General features: G+C 59.3%; 12 protein-coding genes and 1 pseudogene. 8 read left to right on the plus strand and 5 right to left on the minus strand.

Annotated elements, in window-relative coordinates; all coding sequences use genetic code 11:
• The first annotated feature begins 716 nt into the window (after window positions 1-716).
• The 3 genes from I6F31_RS04545 to I6F31_RS04555 are packed head-to-tail and all read left to right on the plus strand — an operon-like array spanning window position 717 to window position 2,582.
• A complete protein-coding gene (locus tag I6F31_RS04545; protein WP_225184815.1) occupies window positions 717-1,655 on the plus strand; it encodes a hypothetical protein in 939 nt (312 codons plus the stop codon).
• On the plus strand, window positions 1,648-2,004 hold the full coding sequence (locus I6F31_RS04550) for an STAS-like domain-containing protein (RefSeq protein WP_225184816.1): 357 nt from the start codon (window positions 1,648-1,650) through the stop codon (window positions 2,002-2,004). Before I6F31_RS04545 ends, I6F31_RS04550 begins: the two co-directional genes overlap by 8 nt.
• A complete protein-coding gene (locus I6F31_RS04555) occupies window positions 2,004-2,582 on the plus strand; it encodes a hypothetical protein (RefSeq protein WP_225184817.1) in 579 nt (192 codons plus the stop codon). Before I6F31_RS04550 ends, I6F31_RS04555 begins: the two co-directional genes overlap by 1 nt.
• 59 nt (window positions 2,583-2,641) lie before the next feature.
• Here the strand turns inward: I6F31_RS04555 and I6F31_RS04560 are convergent, their stop codons facing one another.
• Together I6F31_RS04560 and I6F31_RS04565 are read right to left on the minus strand one after the other, a co-directional pair.
• Window positions 2,642-3,001 carry a hypothetical protein gene (locus tag I6F31_RS04560; RefSeq protein ID WP_225184818.1) on the minus strand — a complete coding sequence of 120 codons (360 nt, stop codon included), beginning with the start codon at window positions 2,999-3,001 and terminating at the stop codon, window positions 2,642-2,644.
• Window positions 3,002-3,056: 55 nt separating this feature from the next.
• Complete coding sequence (locus I6F31_RS04565) at window positions 3,057-3,470, minus strand: hypothetical protein (protein WP_225184819.1); 414 nt, start codon at window positions 3,468-3,470, stop codon at window positions 3,057-3,059.
• Between the two features lie 2,707 nt (window positions 3,471-6,177).
• Here I6F31_RS04565 and I6F31_RS04575 point away from each other — a divergent pair.
• The 4 genes from I6F31_RS04575 (at window position 6,178) to I6F31_RS04590 (ending at window position 9,291) form a co-directional block, all read left to right on the plus strand.
• Window positions 6,178-6,915: a hypothetical protein gene (locus tag I6F31_RS04575; protein ID WP_225184820.1), complete on the plus strand. Its 738-nt coding sequence runs from the start codon at window positions 6,178-6,180 to the stop codon at window positions 6,913-6,915.
• A 51-nt stretch (window positions 6,916-6,966) separates the two neighbouring features.
• Window positions 6,967-7,170 (plus strand): hypothetical protein, encoded by a 204-nt coding sequence (locus I6F31_RS04580; RefSeq protein ID WP_225184821.1) that lies wholly within the window; start codon window positions 6,967-6,969, stop codon window positions 7,168-7,170.
• A 117-nt stretch (window positions 7,171-7,287) separates the two neighbouring features.
• The gene (locus tag I6F31_RS04585) at window positions 7,288-8,037 is read left to right on the plus strand and encodes a DUF4393 domain-containing protein (RefSeq protein ID WP_225184822.1); all 750 of its coding nucleotides are present in this window, start codon (window positions 7,288-7,290) and stop codon (window positions 8,035-8,037) included.
• A 444-nt stretch (window positions 8,038-8,481) separates the two neighbouring features.
• On the plus strand, window positions 8,482-9,291 hold the full coding sequence (locus tag I6F31_RS04590; RefSeq protein WP_225184823.1) for a hypothetical protein: 810 nt from the start codon (window positions 8,482-8,484) through the stop codon (window positions 9,289-9,291).
• Between the two features lie 56 nt (window positions 9,292-9,347).
• On the opposite strand, the gene I6F31_RS04595 is transcribed toward I6F31_RS04590, so the two are convergent.
• The gene (locus I6F31_RS04595) at window positions 9,348-9,581 is read right to left on the minus strand and encodes a hypothetical protein (RefSeq protein ID WP_225184824.1); all 234 of its coding nucleotides are present in this window, start codon (window positions 9,579-9,581) and stop codon (window positions 9,348-9,350) included.
• A gap of 873 nt (window positions 9,582-10,454) precedes the next feature.
• On the minus strand, window positions 10,455-10,784 hold the full coding sequence (locus tag I6F31_RS04600; RefSeq protein WP_225184825.1) for a hypothetical protein: 330 nt from the start codon (window positions 10,782-10,784) through the stop codon (window positions 10,455-10,457).
• Between the two features lie 1,298 nt (window positions 10,785-12,082).
• Here I6F31_RS04600 and I6F31_RS04605 point away from each other — a divergent pair.
• Window positions 12,083-13,792: an outer membrane beta-barrel protein gene (locus tag I6F31_RS04605; protein WP_225184826.1), complete on the plus strand. Its 1,710-nt coding sequence runs from the start codon at window positions 12,083-12,085 to the stop codon at window positions 13,790-13,792.
• Window positions 13,793-15,704: 1,912 nt separating this feature from the next.
• Here I6F31_RS04605 and I6F31_RS04610 read toward each other — a convergent pair.
• A pseudogene (locus I6F31_RS04610) lies at window positions 15,705-16,472 on the minus strand (IS66 family transposase); the annotation flags it as partial.
• Window positions 16,473-16,988: the final 516 nt, after the last annotated feature.

Here is a 16,988-nt window from a genome sequence, read left to right on the forward strand (position 1 = left end):
GGCTTGTTTCTACTCCGCCGGTTGCAGGAACCTCGGTAACAAACGGGCTTCGAGCTCGGAAACCGGCAGGGTCACCCGAACAAGCGAAGAGTTCTTCCAGCATGTGCTCCCGAGCGAACGCGCGCCGGCCTATCCGGGGGGCAATTAAGCCGAAAACCGCGAATGATAAGCCACAAACGCTGTTTATCGTCGGGGGTGCAGTGCTAGCCCAAGTTTGCCAATCCGCTTGGGAGCAACAATGGTTAAAGGTTTTTCGCAAGGGAGCGGTAATCACACTCGCCGGCAGCAACTTATTGCGTTAGCCTTCCGGTTTGTTTGGCTAAACCTTTGATTTCACTACCGCGCGCGGCAAAGGCGCCTCCCCGCGTGACAGGCCGAAAACGGGCCTGTTTTCTCGAGATAGCTTCGACACGCCCAAAACTGTCAGGCCCAACCGGGTTCCGATTGCTTTCATTCGGCTGCCCATTGTACGTGCGCACAAGCGATACGTGCAGCAGGAATTTCCTCGCCGAATGAAACGTTTGGGAAGCGAGAGGAAGAACAAACTTCTCCGCGCGCTACGCAGGCGCACGCGGCGCGATCGGCGTCGTCGCGCTGTATCACGGATCAAATTCCTGGTCCGCACTCATCAATCTGCGTACTTAGCAGCATACCGGCGCGATTTCGAGGCCCGATACAAGGTTGAGGCACCGGAGCAAACAGCGCGGGTTCCAGTAATGATTCCGTCGGTTTTCTCGCTTCGCACCAATTACGAGGAAACGGTCGCGGTTCTCGCCACCATCCGGGACCTCGTCTTGGGTCGTCGAATTCCGGTTTTTCTGTATTTTAATCAACTACAGGAACTTGAACCTGCCGCCGCGCTCCTTTTGGTTGCCGAGGTATTTCGGTGCAGACAGCTGAGGGTTTGGCGAAGCGGGAGGTCGGTCATCGGCAACTACCCGTCGGACCGCAACGTCTTTTTCCAGCTGCGAGAAATGGGCTTTTTCCGTGTGCTCGGCCTTAATGAGATCGATGAGATTGAGGACCAACGCCCGAGGGGAGAGCGTCCGTATTACGTACGGTTCCACAGCATGAACTCAGTTCACCCCGGGCTTGCCGCAAGCTTTTGCGATCTCGTTGTGAAGGGGGCCTTCGAGATGTCTGCACTCGCGAAAAGCAGGATGGTCGCAGCTTTAAAGGAAGCAATGGGCAATGCACACGAACACGCCTACGTGACGCGCGGGGACTACGACGCTATGCCGCAGCGCTGGTGGCTGGCGGGCTACGTTAACCCTGCTCACAAGGAGATGATGGTGCTGATTCTAGATCAGGGTGTTGGAATTCCTAGAACTTTATTACCTACTGTGTTCGAGGCCTTGAAAGCCATCTTGAACACGGGTTGGGCCCCCACGGACGGGAACATGATAGCCGCCGCCACCGAGCTCCACCGAACCTCCACGTCCCAGCGCGGGCGCGGCCGTGGGTTTCAGGACATGAAACGGTTTATAGATACTTGCGACGATGGGGAGCTCCGCGTGTGCTCTAACCGCGGACTATATACCTACGCGAAGAACAACCACGAAACCACCACCGATTTTCCCTCTTCTATTGGAGGAACTCTGATACAATGGCGAGTAAGGCACGCGGGGTCTAAGGTGGAGATCCAAGATGAGTGAGCGGCGAATCTCCCTGGCGAAGGACTTCAGCCGGCATGTCGGACCTCGCTATATTAAGCAGGGGCCGTTCAGCGGTGAAAAATTCCGAAAAGTCCTCGTGGACGCGCTTGCCAAAAACGACGTGGTGGTAATCGACCTCGACGGCACGACAGGTATTGGCTCCTCGTTCTTGGACGAAGCTTTTGGCGGGCTCGTTTTCGCAGAAGGGATGGCCAAGGCAGATGTACAGCAGCGTGTGCGCGTCAAATCGGACCTCGACGAGAGCTATCTCATGATCGTAAGGGAAGCTATCGAACTGGCCGAGCCGAACAGCGCGTCCTCGATGCTCGCGGTTGCACACGCTCATTAATGACACAGCCGGTCACGATCAACATCGCGCCGTCCACCCAACCCCAGACGATCGCAGTACAACTCGAGCCGCGCCCAACCGCATGGACGGATCTTGCCCTCTACGCGCCGACGCTACCGGGCGTTGTCGTAGCCGTGTTGGGCCTTTGGGTCGCACACAGGTTCGCGCAGATCCGAGACCGCCGCAAAGAGGTGCTCGAACTGAAGGAATTGGCTAAAAGTTCCTTAGTCGAGGCGACGGAGGCCTGCACCGCCGCTTGGCTGGACGCGGCAGATGACGATCGGCCGGCGAAGTTAATGGCCGCAAAACGCAAGCTTCAAACGTTCGGGATTACTGCAACCGATCTGAAGCGAAAAACCAAGCAAGGCGTTGCAACGCATCTGCGCCACTTGTTTTTCGACTGCCCGTTGGCAATAGACATCGTCAATGATGTGGGGCGACTGAGAAACTTGGCCACGAATGACCCATTCGACGATTTAGAACGAGAGCCGGACCGCGACAAAGCGGAAGATATTTCAGCTTTGACGACCGAAATTCTGGCGCGCATCGATCTGCTTTTTCACCAGCTGTACGACTGACGCACTGACATCGGCCACAGGTCTGAATTCGCTAGATCAGAGCTTTGGTTAGCGGGGCGTCAGCGCTGGGGCGAGTGCCTGGGCTTCGACGCGATAAGCAGCGGGGGCTTGTCGACCACTGTAATCCCCCGCTCTTCGAGCATAGCAGCGAGATCAGCCTCGCTAGCCCTCCCTGTCGCCAACAGCTGATCGGTCTTGAAATCGTCGACCACGAACGCTTTGCCAGCTGCTCTGCAAACAAGATTGTTCTGCTTGCAGTAGACGGGCCCCTCGATCTTGGACACGCTCCACGCGGCCGCTCTCATGATCTCAGCTCTGGCGATGTAGTCGGCTCGGAATTCCGGGCTAAACACCACAATGGCGCTTTCTTGCCGCCCTGATGCGACTAGGCGCAGAGCCAGGAGAACAACCAGCAGCACGCGCGCCGAGTTCGCCCCGATCGGAGACGCCTTAATCTGACGCTAAGCGCGATCGTCAGATCGAACGCGGCGTTCCCGAAAACTCCATCCCGGAGCCACTGAAGCAGGCAGGAAAGAAGACCGAGAGCCGCATGCAGAGCTGTAAAGCGGAATGGATAGCTACCGCGCTAAACCAGGCCCAAATGCCCCAAATGGTCCCGGCGAGCGCCAGCCAGTGAAGGGAGCCGACCTGGCTAACGAGATGGCCCACGGAGTAGGCCCGGCTGGTCAATAGGTTGGCGTAGAAGACCGTCCCGAAGATCATACCACACGCGAAGAGGCCAACGGCCGCAGCGAGAGCGCATACAAGCACCGGCCGCGCCCCAGCGCTCCAATCGCGCAGCAAGAGCCACAGAACGGCGGTCGCCGGCATCACGATTATGTTGTGCTTCCAGAAGCCAGCAAGCACCATCAGCAACAGAGGCGGCACTGGCAGCCGCCCGGCCCGATCGCGCGTCAGAAACCAGACGAAGCCCGCCCCCCTATCGCCTGTCCGGCAATCTGCGGATCGTGGGCCCCAACGTAGTGCGTTGCATTGTGGGACATGAGAGCAACGAACCAGAGCGCGCCCATCGCGCCGGCTAGCAGCGATCCGGCGAGGATCCGCACGGCAAAGGCAATCTCAATCGCGAGCGCGATGAGGCCTACTTGCCTCAGACGGCTGCTCAGGGAGCAAACGCCGCGCGTCCGCATTCTGACGCGTCCGCTCACGTTCAGCCCTCCTAACGGCCTTCGTGAGGCCTGGCTTGCGGGCCCTGTGCCAGGCGTCATGGGCCGCGAGCTGGTCGGGTGTCATGGCGGCAAGCCGGGCGGCGCGTTGGGCGGCATACGTCTGAGCCCGCCAAGGCTCATAGCGCCTCGGCAGCTTCAATGGCGCCAACCATGAGCTTGCCTATCGCTGATCCGGGTTCTCACACCTATCTCACCACTGATTTGGTAAAAAATCCATCCCCTCACCGGGGTGAAAGGTTCGGCGGTGCGGCTCGTCCACACCCACGACGCGCAGTAGCTCGCGCGCGTTCCGATGCCCAAGGGATTGATAATTTGCGAGCTACTTACGATGCCGTTTTGATGGCATGCCTTGCTCTGTTCGACGCCACACACCTACACATGCCGACGACCGGCCGCTCAAGGTTACGTTCGGCGAGATGCGCAAAATGGGCCCGCGCGGCGTCTTGGTTCACTGCCATTGCGGCCACCACGTCGCGTTCAGGGCCGATCGCTGGCCTGATGAGGTCCGCCTGTCTGACATCGAGCCGCGTTTCGTCTGCGCTGGTTGTGGCAACCGGGGAGCCGATATCAGGCCCGGAGAGCGGCATGCCGTCGCAATTCGCGGGCCGGAAACGAGAGGCCGTCAGCTGAGCCGGCCCTTATCCATTGGGAAATCTACGGGTGCTCAGAAGGACAAGAGAGCTATCGCTACGAGCACCGTGTTGACGGCGCCAACTGCAATGATGGCGGCCGTAACGATCCGGTCATTTCTCATTGTACCCCCCGCTACTAGAGCTGGGATATCTAAGCATAGCTATCTAAACGGGAAAAGGTTGCAGCACTGACCTAGCGCCAAACTGAGGCGGCCTTACTGCCGTTCGATAATGTCGGGGGCATGTTCGCGTCGGCCTTGGTGCAAAAATGTACACAAGCCATCAGAAAGCCTCAGCTCCGGGGCTGGCACCGAGCTGGGGCGTTCTGTTTCAGCGTCACGTTGTTGAGGCGTGAAGCTGCTACCCCCAGCTCCTCCGCCCATTGCCCCGGGGCTGGCGCCACTTTTGTCGTGCCGCCAGCCAGAATCCGCACCTACGTTCGCTTACTTCTTCGCCTGCGGACAAGCCGCCTTCCGAACCGGCAGAGGCCCGCCAGCGTGAACCGGCGTGTTCGGAGCCGCCGCCAAGCGCGTCCGTTCTGAGCCTCGAAGGCTCGTCAGCCGCCGCCCAATGCTGCCAGCCGTCAGGGTAATTCCTGCCAGGGAATCCGGCTCTATTCTCGGTCCGGGTGATCAAACCCAACTTCCAGTCCACCATGATTTTGTTAAGATTGTCCATTCCCTTGCAGGGGAAAATTTGCGTGCTTGCGCCTTGATGTCGCTCGCGTCAGCGTGCCATGGAGGCGTCGAGAGATGGGACAAAAGGGACGAGCTTTTGAACGTGCACAAGTGCTGCCAGATCTCTTAAAAATGCTTCAGGAGCTCGAGGAGCTCAGAAAAAAGGTCCGGCTCGCCGAGGCCGCCCGCGTGTTGCACTAACCTGCGCCGGAAAGTCCCATCCCTTCCGAGCACACCGCGCCAGGAGGCGATGGAGGCGCTGATCCTGTGGCAGAAGGCCGGCAGCGGACGCTATTTGCCCGCATCGGCGTCATGAGAGCGCTCAACCGAGCGAAGTGATGCCGTTGAAAGTCAATCGGAAATTGATCTTTTGGCGAGAGTGTGTTGCGATGTTCTCCCCAAACAAAAAGTGGGAGATTGCCATGAAAACGGTTTTCGTGTTTGCGATTGCTGCTGGTTTGTTGGCGACTACACCTGTGTTGGCTCACATGCCTGTACCCCTTGGCCTGCTAGGGAGTACCGATGAGATAATCGTTCCAGTCCATGGCTGTCATTTCTTTTGCAGGGGCGGCCACAAACACGTTCGGGTCTGCAGCACCATCACCAGGTGCATCACGGCTCAGCGTGAGAAGCCGACTCGAGTCGCAAGGGACGTGACGCGGTAAGCTTGGTAACGGCATAAAAGGGGCCCGCCAGGGTAAACCTGCGGGCCCTACTTCATCTAAACTATCTATCGTCCGCCCGACCTGCGATCGGCGGCGCGATCGCCGCAACGAGAGCCGTCTGAGGCGCGATCCGACGCGTGGTTCATGGGCCAGCGATGGCGCTGGTAATCGGGGCGACAAACGAAAGCGTGAGAGTAACGAGCAAAATACGTGTCATTCCAAGACCTCCCTAAGGTTGAACGTGATCACGATACTCGCTCTTGATTGATTCAGACGGTAGCGCCCCACCACGCCTCGATCTTTCACAGAAAAGAACCCGCCGTCCCCTTACCCGTAATTTCCCCAGGTCGAGGGTGCCGGCGCGCACCTGCTATTGATCTCGCGCGCCGGTTGCGCTTCAATTAACTTTTTGGGCTCGGGGATCCATCATCATGCGTAATTTGGGCATTTTGGCACTTTGCGCCGCGTTGGGCGGCTGCATGTCGGGTGGCGAGACTGTTTCTTTCCGAGCGTCAAATCCGCAGCAGCAGTCCCTCATGCGAGACGGGCAACCCGCCCTCGTCTCTCGGCAAAAGAGCTCGCTCGTCCTGGTGCGCCCCGCGGCTCGGCAACTGCAAGCGAACGGCAGGCCGGTCTTCGTGGTCGGCATCAACAATCTAGGCAAGCAGCCCGTGGACTTCCGTGTTGGACAGGTCGAGGCTGTCCAGCACGCCGCGGGCTCCGACTTCGAAATGAAAGTGGTGACCTACGAGATGCTGGTGCAGGAGGAGCGAAATCGGCAAGTCGCCGCCGCCCTCCTCACCGGTCTGGCCGCGGGTGCCAACGCGTATAGTGCTGCGAACGCGGGGCATGGCAGCTACACCACCCCCAGCGGACGCACCGGAACGTTCTACAGCCCCACCGCGGCTGCTATCGCGCAGAACAACGCTGCCGTTCAAAACGAAGCGATGATCGCGGCCACTGTCGAGACCGGACAGCGCAACATGGCGGCGCTGGAGCAAGCGGTGATCAAGGACAACACCTTGATGCCAGGCGAATGGTACGGCGGGCAACTCCATCTTGCCCCGCCCGCTGATCAAGGCGGCGGTCCAAAGACCTACACCATCGTCATCACCGTCGGTACAGAACGCCATGTCATTGACGTGGCGCAAGGACCAGCCGGGGCCTGATCAGGTCCGTGCGAAGCACCTGAGAAACGGAAAGGTCGCCAGGAGAACGAAATGGCAAAGTCGACCAGGAATAGCGGCAAGGCGTGGACCCCCAGCGAGGTCAGGCAGCTCAAGGAGCTAGCAAAAGGCAACACGCCGACGCGCGTGATCGGGATTAAGCTGGGCCGCACTGAAAACGCGATCTACAACAAAGCATCCGAGGAAGGAGTTTCGTTGGCGCCCACCAATCAGAGCCCCTACGGCACAAAGAAATAGGGTAGCACACGTGGAGGCTCTGCTTTGCCGTGGCTCGGTACTTTGGCTTATCGATCTTCACCCCGCGGACGCAGCGCCCAAGCTGGGGGCGGGTACCGCCATGCGATGGAGATGCGCTTGACCAGTGAGGTAGACTTAGCGTCGGCGGTTGCCACTGAGCTGGTCAAGCAAGTTCCGATCAAGGAGGCATACCAGGACGGCGTTTCACCTGCGATGCGTGAAACGGGATCCGCCCTCGCTGATTTCGTGAAGACCCTGCGTGTTGCTCTCGCGCCTTTGCAGTTCACAGCGGCGCTGCAAGATCGGTACGTAGCTTTTCTCGATCGCTCCGTTAGAAAGATACCGGAAGAGCGGCGCATCCTTCCCGCCCCTCAGATTGCCGGGCCGATCTTGGAAGCGATCAAGTACGAGCCCGACGACACCCCGATCGCAGAAATGTACAATGAATTACTTTCTAAGGCCTTCGATCGGGGCACAGCGCGTCATGCACATCCAGCATTTGCACCTCTGATCAAGCAACTTTCGGTGGACGAGGCCGTGATCTTAAGGTCGATATACGAAAAGCTGCTTAACAACGGCCACTACAACTTCCAATGCACCGACGACTACGACCCTCACTCAAACCGATTCTTCAATCGAAAAGTCGAACTCGACGAGCTTCCGAGGGACGGCCTACTCGCCCCAGAGAATGTTGCGATATACGTTGAGCATCTCGATAAATTAGGTTTGGTCGCCGCTTTCCAGTTTAAAAATCAGGAGCCGATCTTTTCAGGCGGCCGACAATCCGGCTCTAGAACATTTGCCAGATACCAACTCACAGGGTTCGGTCACGAGTTCATGAAGGCAGTGCAACCACTATCACAGTAGCAAGGCGGGGTGGCCGACGTGCTATGGCATACATGGCACCTTAGCGCCCTTATAAGCCGAGCATGCATATGACTCCCGTCGGGAGGACGCACATGGCAATCGAAGATCTCGTTGATGATTTTTGGCGTGATGCATTGTGAACGAAGGCCAGCGGCCCAGAGGCCGAGGCGAAATGGAATGCCTTCATCAACGGTTTGAGAGTCCGGGTTGCACACTTCCCCCAAGAGGCTCAGGACGAGGTGTTCATGCCCGCAGCTAAGCACAATGCCGGCCGGATCGCGATCGCGCAAAGGAGCCTGGAGCGTTGAGAGTTGAGCTAGGGCTTCCCGCCGCCAATAATCCTTTGGTGGAGGCCGCCGCCGATACCCTCGTGCGGACGACGGTGTGGCACGGCCTAGGCGCGCTCTTCCGATGGTTTAGATAGGTAGCGAGGGAAAGGAGCAGATGACACTTATCATTGTCGTTCCGACGGTGGCCGGCCTGATTATTGGAGCAGATAGCCGTCTCACTTTGAGCGGCGCGGGTTGGACTGCAGCATGCGACAATGTCTTCAAAATTGCAGAGGTAGAAGGTGTAGAGCGAACGGCCATTTTTGTCGCCGGCTACAGCACCGTCTGGGACCTTCGAAACGTGCCGCCGGAGAACCTCTGTCAACACGTTGGAAGCAACAAACCAAAATTCAGTGCCTTAGACCTGTTGGCGGCGGCCGTAAGAACAGCCCATAACATGCAAGAACTATCTGCTGCGGTCGTCCGCGAAACATCTCGCTACGTATCAGAACATCCGAACGATTTTGTCCGTCAATCCGGCATGCAGCTCTACCAGGCTGCGGTGGCACGGTACGAAGTTGCGACGCAGACCTCATCTATCACGAGCTTTGCGGTCAATCTCGACATAAGCGGGGCAGCGGTTCGGGGCGAGCTCAAAACTGAGACGTTTGATCTCGATAGCGAATTTCGCCTGTCGTTGTTCGGCGAGGCAAGTTATCTAGAGCAAGCTGTCTTTGCGGGCCCGGGGGCTCAGTTTCTTACCGAGCGGTACGGCCGCTTTCGCAGCACAATGTCTACGATAAAAGCGGCCGAGCCGTCGCTGGCCGCTGATTTCGTTGTCGACTTGATCGAAGCGGCTTCACGAACGACTGCGCTAATTCCAACAGAGACCGGCATTGGCGGCCCCGTCGATGTGCTGCTGGTGAACAAAGACGCGACGCCAAAGCGTCTTGCATGGAAGCTACTGCCCTCTGGCGGGCCATAACGTGCTCGTTCTATCAATCCCTCCCCCACCAGCATGCTCACTCAACAGTTTCCGAGTTACGGCTTCTCGCCGTCTTTGCCCGGCAGAAGGCTCAACAATTTGTTGAGCAAGCGCTCCAACGGAACGATGACGCTTTCGACACCACACAGGCTCGCGACGTAGCAGAGCAGGACCACTTCCAGGAGACCGATGAAGATCGTGCTGGCCCACGGCGTGTGCTGAATGACCAGCGCATCGAGCACGATGGTGAGAGCCAGCCATCGAGCCGCTACCTTGCCGAGCGCTGGCAATGGCCGAAACCGCGTGTCCGGCGCGTCGCAGGCGAAGCTTGCGGGGCTTCCATGCGGCATCGGCCACAAGGCTGAGGAAGGCCTCCCGTTCGCTGTAGGGCTCATTTGCGAACATTGGGTCGCTTAGGATAGCCCTAGGCATGGCGATGTAGCCGCGTTCGGTGAAGATCATGGGCGCCCCCCATAAGCGAGGTGCGCGATCGTTGCGGCTGTAGCCGGCGCAACGCGAAGGATTCGCGCCACGTGATTTTCTTGCAGCACCGCGGTGATATCACTATCGTGAAGCTGATCGCACCCAAGCAGATCAGCATCACGGATTGCGCGAGCCCCGCCCCTGGTGGCGGGGTTTCGTTTTTCAGGGGGCAAGCTTGACCTCCCCTTGAACGAATTCGCTCAGGACGCGCGCGGCGGCGGCCGCATAGGCCTCGTCTTGAATGGGCGCCGACGTAAACCGCAGATGGCCACCGCGGCTGATGTAGCCAACCCGAAAGACTGGGGAGCCATCGCACCGGTCGGTGCCGGCGTGCACTGACACAAGTCCCCCCAAGGTCCTCACATCCGACGCAAAAACCCGGCGGCGACGAACCAGGGCGGTCATGACATCACCCGGAGTTCGTTAGCCACCGCTCTCGGAAGTCCTTCGGCGCTGAGTGCCGCTAATCCGGTTAGCCACCCTAACCTATTGAGAGTTGCGGCTTAGCCTTCCTGCCGGGATCGCCAAGCCTCAAAACAGCGCTTGAAATTACTCACGAAAACACCCCCCAGTTACCCACGTTTTAGAACCTCTGTTCTGGTGGGTAACAAACCGCCTTTTTCTCTTCGCAGGGAAGAATGGCGGAGATCGTGCGTGACCTCTCGCAACCTCAGCCGCAATCAGCCAAAAAGCCGCCGGGTAACATTGATGATGAAGCCAGCGGGCGCGCCGACGATGGCGCCGAGCAAGCCGTAGCCAAAGGCGCCGAACGCGCCGATCATCACCGCGCCGTAGAAGAAGCCTATCCCGGAGCATAGGACCGTCATGCCAATCAAGGCCTGATCGTTTTTCTCTTCGATCCGGTGCAGGCGTCGCTCTTTGGAGCTCTCCACATAGGGCCCGGCTGGCTCACGCGAGCCGCAATGCGGACAAGCCAAGGCCGAAAACGAGACACCGCTGCCGCAATCGTAGCAGCCAATCAGTTCGTGTTGTGCGCGCTGCCCCGTCATGAGCCCAGCTCCTCAGTACCCGTGGCGACTATAAGGTTCACCCTTGACGCGATGGGGTGTCGGCGAGCACTTGTTGTAATGGGTTAGGGCGGGCCGACGACGATCTGCCTAGACGCCATCGCCATGGGAAACAGCTCGACCTGTTACGAGGCGAAGCTTCCCGCATCGCAAAAAGCTGCTAACGTCAGTTGGTGGACCGACCGAGCTGAGATCGGCACTAGGTTTTGCTTTGAAGATTCCAAGTCGAAGGATTCATTCGCCCTCACCTGCGACAGACTCGGCATTAGCTGCCAGGACGGCTAGCCCAGTGAAAAAACCTGTCGACCAGGAAGCCGGCGGGTTTCTCTTGCCGATGCGTAACGCGGTACTTGTCACCAATCCGCGATGACCGATCCCCATGCGGTACCGGTTGATGCTGGGTTACCGCTTCAGCCGACGGCGATTTGTCATCAGCCGCTGACGGTCGCGCTTCCTGTGCGTTCGCCTCCGCCGCCGAGCTCGCCGTCACTGCCTATCGGCTTCTTGGCGGGCGGGCCGCTCTTGTTCCACTTTGAGACGAAGACTTTGAAGGTCAGATCTCTCACCGGCGATGTGGATGGAAAGAACCTGTGGCTCGCCGTCAAGTGTCATGAGGCTGATCTTCGCATCGGCAAAATGGCCTTCAAAGGTGCGCGCCGGCGGTGCGCAAATATACTCCGTCAGGTGTCATGAGAGACAGGAATTTTCCGGCAAGCCGATTGCCGTGCCCCCCGGGCACAGCGGGCGAAAACCGTGAGTTGCGTCAGGACTCCGCGCGACTCTCTGGCGCTTGGTACGACAGAACGCGGACAGGCCGATCACTTGCTGGCCAACGCCGAAAGTCTCACAAGCTTGCTGGAAGATTTTGGTTTTTCCTATCATGAGCGGGGGCACTCTTGCAGCCACCTAGGACCGAGACGCTCATGCTTTCGGCAGCCAGGGGAGACGAGCGCATTGTGGCATAGACCCATGATACCGCGCTGGCCAAGTAGCGCTCGCGCAGTGGCTACGTGGCAGTCCGTATTGAGACAATGTCAGTAACTTGACGCCACACGCCGCGACGAAGTGCCTGCCAAGCCCGCGAATTCACTTTGGCACGCCACTTGCTGCCTTTGCGGCATCATCACCAATCGCAGTGCGATGGTCTTCGGAACCGATTCGGCGCGTGTGACTGTTCGCGTCTGATCGGCCTCTGGTTTGCTGCGCCATAACTTAAGGGCGCTCGGTTGTAGGGCGAGACAATGCAGGGAAGTGTTAGGTGGCATCTGGAGATTCTTTTTGTGGGAGCCACGACAATTGCGCTCGTCGCAAGTGGTGCAGCGAATGCTGCAGACCTTGAGCGCGACGTGAAATTGCCGGCGGCGGTGTGGGACTGGTCCGGAGGCTATATTGGCGGGCACCTCGGCGGCGGCTACGGCCGAACCTCCTTCAGCAATCCCTATGGCCGGTCGATCTATGGCGATGTCGTCGATACCCCAGTGTTCCTCGCAGGTGGCCAGATCGGCTACAATTGGCAGAAGAACGGCTGGGTCTTTGGTGTCGAACTCGAAGCCAGCGGTGCCGTCGCCGACGGCACAAATACTTGCCTCGCCAACTCGGGGTTTGTCGTGAGCGCAAATTGCAAGGCCGGTCCTAACGTCTTCGCGACCGGGACCGGTCGCATCGGCTACGCGTTTGGCGCGCTGGGCCGCACGCTGGGCTATCTCAAGGGAGGCGTGGCTTGGCAAAACAATCAGGGAGACGTCGTCAATAACAACGAGCTTATGGGCAACTGGCCACAGAATAAAACCCATTTCGGCTATGGTCGTTTCGGTGCCATCATCGGGCTGGGCGTTGAGCAAGCGCTTACGCCCGCATGGTCGGTCAAAGCTGAGTATAACTATCTGCATTTCGCCGGACCGAGTGTCGCAACGCCTCCGACGATGCAGGATCCGCCGCTCGCAATCGTTCCGGCGAACACAACGGGCCTCTCCAGCAACTATCATGTCGGAAAGATCGGCTTGAACTACCATTTTGGCGTCGACCCCTGGACGGCGAAATGGTCCGATGCACCGCTGTTTGCGAAAGCACCCGCCGGCCGGCTGCCGATTGCTCATTCGGCCGGTTGGTCGTTCGAAGGTGGATCGCGGCTCTGGCTCAGTCGGGGACGCTTCCAATGGGACGACAGCGTAACGCCCTTCCTCGGCATCAAAGACCCCGACGTTCTTTTTTCCAGGCTGACCTATCACGGTCTCGACGGACTTTCCGGAGAGCTATTTGGCCGTGTCGACAGCCCATGGGGAGTGTTCCTAAAGGCCAACATTGGCCTTGGGCGCTTCGACAAGGGAAACCTCAACAATCAAGACTGGGGTATCCCCCGCTATCGCGGCTCTCGCGACTATTTCTCCTATATCAACAACGCGTCAGGACAAGAAAACGGAAGGTTCACGTACTATACCGCGGACGTGGGTTACGAGTTCCTGCGCGGCGCCAGCTACAAGGTTGGCGGATTTATTGGCTGGACCTACTACGAACAGAGCTCCGACTCGCGGGGCTGTGTACAGATCGCTAACCCGAAGTTTACATGTTTGCCGCCTGACGACGACAGGGTCGTTGGCAGCCAGAATACTCAGTGGAATGCAGCTCGTATTGGCCTAAGCGCCGAAACAATGTTGACCGAGCACTGGCGCTTGAACACCGATGTCGCTTACCTGCCGTGGACCGATTTCAAAGGGCGCGACAATCATCTCTTGCGCGACCGGACTCACTTCTACGACCAGCGCGGGGATGGTGGCGGCGGCGTCCAGATAGAAGGCGTGTTGTCCTACTTCATTACCAAGAATTTCAGCGTCGGTGGCGGTGGGCGCTATTGGGCAATGTGGACCAAAAAGGACAGCAGCGTGACATGCAGGGTCTGTGACGGGGAGCTAAACAGCGTCCCGGCTCAGTCTGCGAAGTACAGCATGGAGCGCTGGGGTACGTTCTTCCAGGCGTCCTATAGGTTCGATTGAAAAGACCACAACGTCCAGTCAAAGTCCGGGCTGCTTCGACGTTAAGAAATGGCGCGCTTCGAGTAAAGATTATCGGCCGTGCCCTCACCGGTCGCGGGCCTTATCCAGTTCGGCGCACCCCCGCTTGAGGCCCGTGATCTTCCAGCGCGCGGCTATCGCCTCGGGGTGGGCTCTGCACGAACCGCCTGGGGATCGCGCGGCATAACATCAGTCGCCGCGGTCACGATAGCCACGGCGGCGTCGCGGTTCTTGACCCAGAACGCGCCCGATTTCGAACCGCGGCAATTCTCCCGGATCCCATCGAAGGTCTGGCCGACGGATGGACCGCTGTGTGTGCCCATAGAGGATCGAGTTCGTCGTCGGCGTCTCACGCGACGCTCCAGAGCCTCATTCACGCTGCTCTGGGTCGAGAGCAAGCGTCGGCATTGCGTCCGCGGCCAGACGCTCAAGGATGAGAATTTAGCGCACGACGTTCCCTGAATGACCTCGTCGCGAACACGTTCTGGCAATGCTTCCAGACCGGCGTCCGGCCTGGCCCGGGCGACCATTGCGCCAACGCCGAGTATGTCGATTTGCCTGACCCGCATCGCCAGTCAGTTGAGACTTTAACTTTAAGAGGCTAGCTCAAAAGCCCTTGAATCGGACGTAGCGTCAAGTTGTACCTTTTGAAGTAGCTGACGAGGATGCTTGGCAAGCAGGAGCGGCGCGCTGTTTTTCTGAAGTGGTGAGACGACGATACCAATGCGGTCGATATGTGCAGAGCGGAGGCCGATGCAAGTGCGCCAATCCCCGCCTGCGGGATGGCACAAAGGGACTCCGAGTGCTCGCATGCGGGAGCAGGTACTTCTTCCAAGCCCCAGGGGCTGCTGCCGATCAGCATTTCGCAATTAGATTTTTGCGGTAAACGTTACGCCGCAAATAACCGTCGGCAGCTCTCCCTCTGTCGACGTCTGACTTCCGCCCGGCCATCGCATTGATGGCCGGGCCTTTTTTCCATCAATGAACAACAGTTTGGAGTATTCTGGCCCGTGCCTGATGAAGGTTCGAGCGACAGAGACAAACGTACGCGATTAATCAGGAGGATCGTTCTTCACCTGCTGAAATTGATCGATCCGATCCCGACGCCAGACCTGCTCTAGCTGCTCGCCTGCAGGCCATGGGGACGGCCGCTACCCGCACTGGCTCGGCGACCGTCCTCGCATCGCCCGATCCAGCTACCGGGCATGAGCCATGGAGAAGACCGTTTTCTTTATCATGATGCTCTACGGGCGATTTCGATCCTCTCGCGCGCGTGGATGATGCCGGTCGGCGATCCCCCGAATGTGTGACCGAGGTGCAGCCACGGTGCTGGTAGAGATCGAGCGCTCGGTCGGCTGCTCGTCAGTCCCGGCAAGCTCTGGCGCTAGGGGGGTTCTGTCGCGCGGCAGCTTCTGGCTTCGGCGTCGTGCAGGTAGGGACTGCAGCAAATATGGGTGCTTTCTGATCAGGACGCGCGCAAATCAGCTGGGGAATAATTCCGCGCAAGTTGCGCAGAACTTTGCACTTGAGCTTGAATTGCCTCCGCGTAACCGATCGACTATCCTCGATCCATGTCTCTCCTTCTGTGTCTATCTGTTGCTATCATCATGTCGCTACTGCCGATCGTCGCGCACGCTGCGCCAATTCAACATCGACCTAAGCTGGTCAGGCAAGTGTATGGCCTTCTGCCAGGCTGATCGGCAGCCGCTAAAGGACGCGATGGGTCCGGATCGCGCGCCGACTGGCGCGGTTGGTGTATTGACCCTGCTCCTCGGTGCTACCCTTGGGGTGCTTTCGGCCGCCCCGGCTTCGGCGGCGGCCGCTACAATGGCGGTGCAGCTTGAGGACACTCCGGACGAGTCGATACGGCGATGAGTGCGGCCTTGAAGGCATCCTAAGCGTCGTGCTCAGGCCACGGCTTTGAGGGCTGGCGATAGACCCAGGGCAGTAGCTGGTCGATGTCGCGGTTTGGATGCCCGTCCACGATCCTGGCCAGGACGTCGGTGAGATAGGCGAGCGGGTCGACGCCGTTGAGCTTGCAAGTCACGATCAGGGACGCGACGGCAGCCCAGTGTTCGGCACCACCGTCGGATCCGGCAAACAGCGCGTTCTTGCGACTGAGGTTGATGCCACGGGTTGATCGTTGGATCGTGTTGTTGTCGAGTTCGATGCGGCCATCATCAACGAAGCGCCCCTGCCAGCGCGAGAGAGCGTAGCGGACGGCGACGGCGAGCTTGATCTTCTGGCTGATGAGAGCTAGCTTGGCGCTTAGCCAAGCCTCGAAGGTATCGGCCAGCGGCCGGCTTTCCTGCTGCCGCGAGACGACGCTCCTCCGGGCTGCGGTCGCGGATCTCCTTCTCGATCGCGTAGAATGCGGCAATGTGCTTTAGCGCCTCGCTCGCGATCGGCGCGGGGCCGGCTGTCGCGAGTGGTAGAAGTTGCGCCGCATGTGCACCCGGCAGAAGGCGAGCTCGACCTCGCTGCGGTCGGCAAGCTTTGGGTAGGCGTTGTAGCCATCGACCTGCAGGACGCCCTTGAAGCCGGCGAGATGGCTGAACAGCCGCTCCGCTTTGCGGTCGGGTGCATAGACATAGGCGATGCCGGGCGGATCGAGGCCGCCCCAGGGCCTGTCGTCGGCAGCATAGGCCCAAAGCTGGCCGGTCCATTCCCTTGCGAAGTCGATCGGGCTTGGTTGCCACCATCACCCGATCAGTTCCGGACGGCCGATCACCGGCTTGCCTTCAGCGCACGGATGATGGCCGCAATCATCGCCACGTCGGCGCCTCGGCCGATCCGGATAGCGAGGCCTTCGGCTTCGATCTCGATGCCCCTGCATCGCAACGGCGAGCCCGGACATCCGGCTTGGCCTTGGGTTGCGCTGGCTTGCGCTCATGGCAAGCAACCGCGACCGGTACCATGGCGTCTACCATCGCCGGTACAAACGGCGGATTGTCAGCCACCGGCGCCGGCTGCAGGCGCGCTTGCCGCCGTCAAGTGAACACTTGTTGTGGGGTCAGCCCGTGTCGCCGGGCAATCTCGGAAACGACCGCGCCTGGTACCAGCGTCTCCTCGACGGTCCGGCCCTTGTCGTCCTTGGAGAACCAACGACGGCGTCCTGTCTCCGTGATCACTTCCAGTCGGCGCGCCGTCACGTCTGACTTAAGCGTATGGTCAAGCA

Origin of the sequence: Bradyrhizobium sp. NBAIM01 (assembly GCF_020194115.1) — a bacterium.
Lineage (GTDB): Bacteria > Pseudomonadota > Alphaproteobacteria > Rhizobiales > Xanthobacteraceae > Bradyrhizobium > Bradyrhizobium yuanmingense.

What these genes read in the sequence shown, in the direction of transcription:
- I6F31_RS04575 (WP_225184820.1), top strand. Translation starts at nt 6,178, where the DNA reads ATGCGTAATTTGGGCATTTTGGCACTTTGCGCCGCGTTGGGCGGCTGC.
- I6F31_RS04555 (WP_225184817.1), top strand. Translation starts at nt 2,004, where the DNA reads ATGACACAGCCGGTCACGATCAACATCGCGCCGTCCACCCAACCCCAG.
- I6F31_RS04550 (WP_225184816.1), top strand. Translation starts at nt 1,648, where the DNA reads ATGAGTGAGCGGCGAATCTCCCTGGCGAAGGACTTCAGCCGGCATGTC.
- I6F31_RS04600 (WP_225184825.1), bottom strand. Translation starts at nt 10,784, where the DNA reads ATGACGGGGCAGCGCGCACAACACGAACTGATTGGCTGCTACGATTGC.
- I6F31_RS04590 (WP_225184823.1), top strand. Translation starts at nt 8,482, where the DNA reads ATGACACTTATCATTGTCGTTCCGACGGTGGCCGGCCTGATTATTGGA.
- I6F31_RS04580 (WP_225184821.1), top strand. Translation starts at nt 6,967, where the DNA reads ATGGCAAAGTCGACCAGGAATAGCGGCAAGGCGTGGACCCCCAGCGAG.
- I6F31_RS04545 (WP_225184815.1), top strand. Translation starts at nt 717, where the DNA reads ATGATTCCGTCGGTTTTCTCGCTTCGCACCAATTACGAGGAAACGGTC.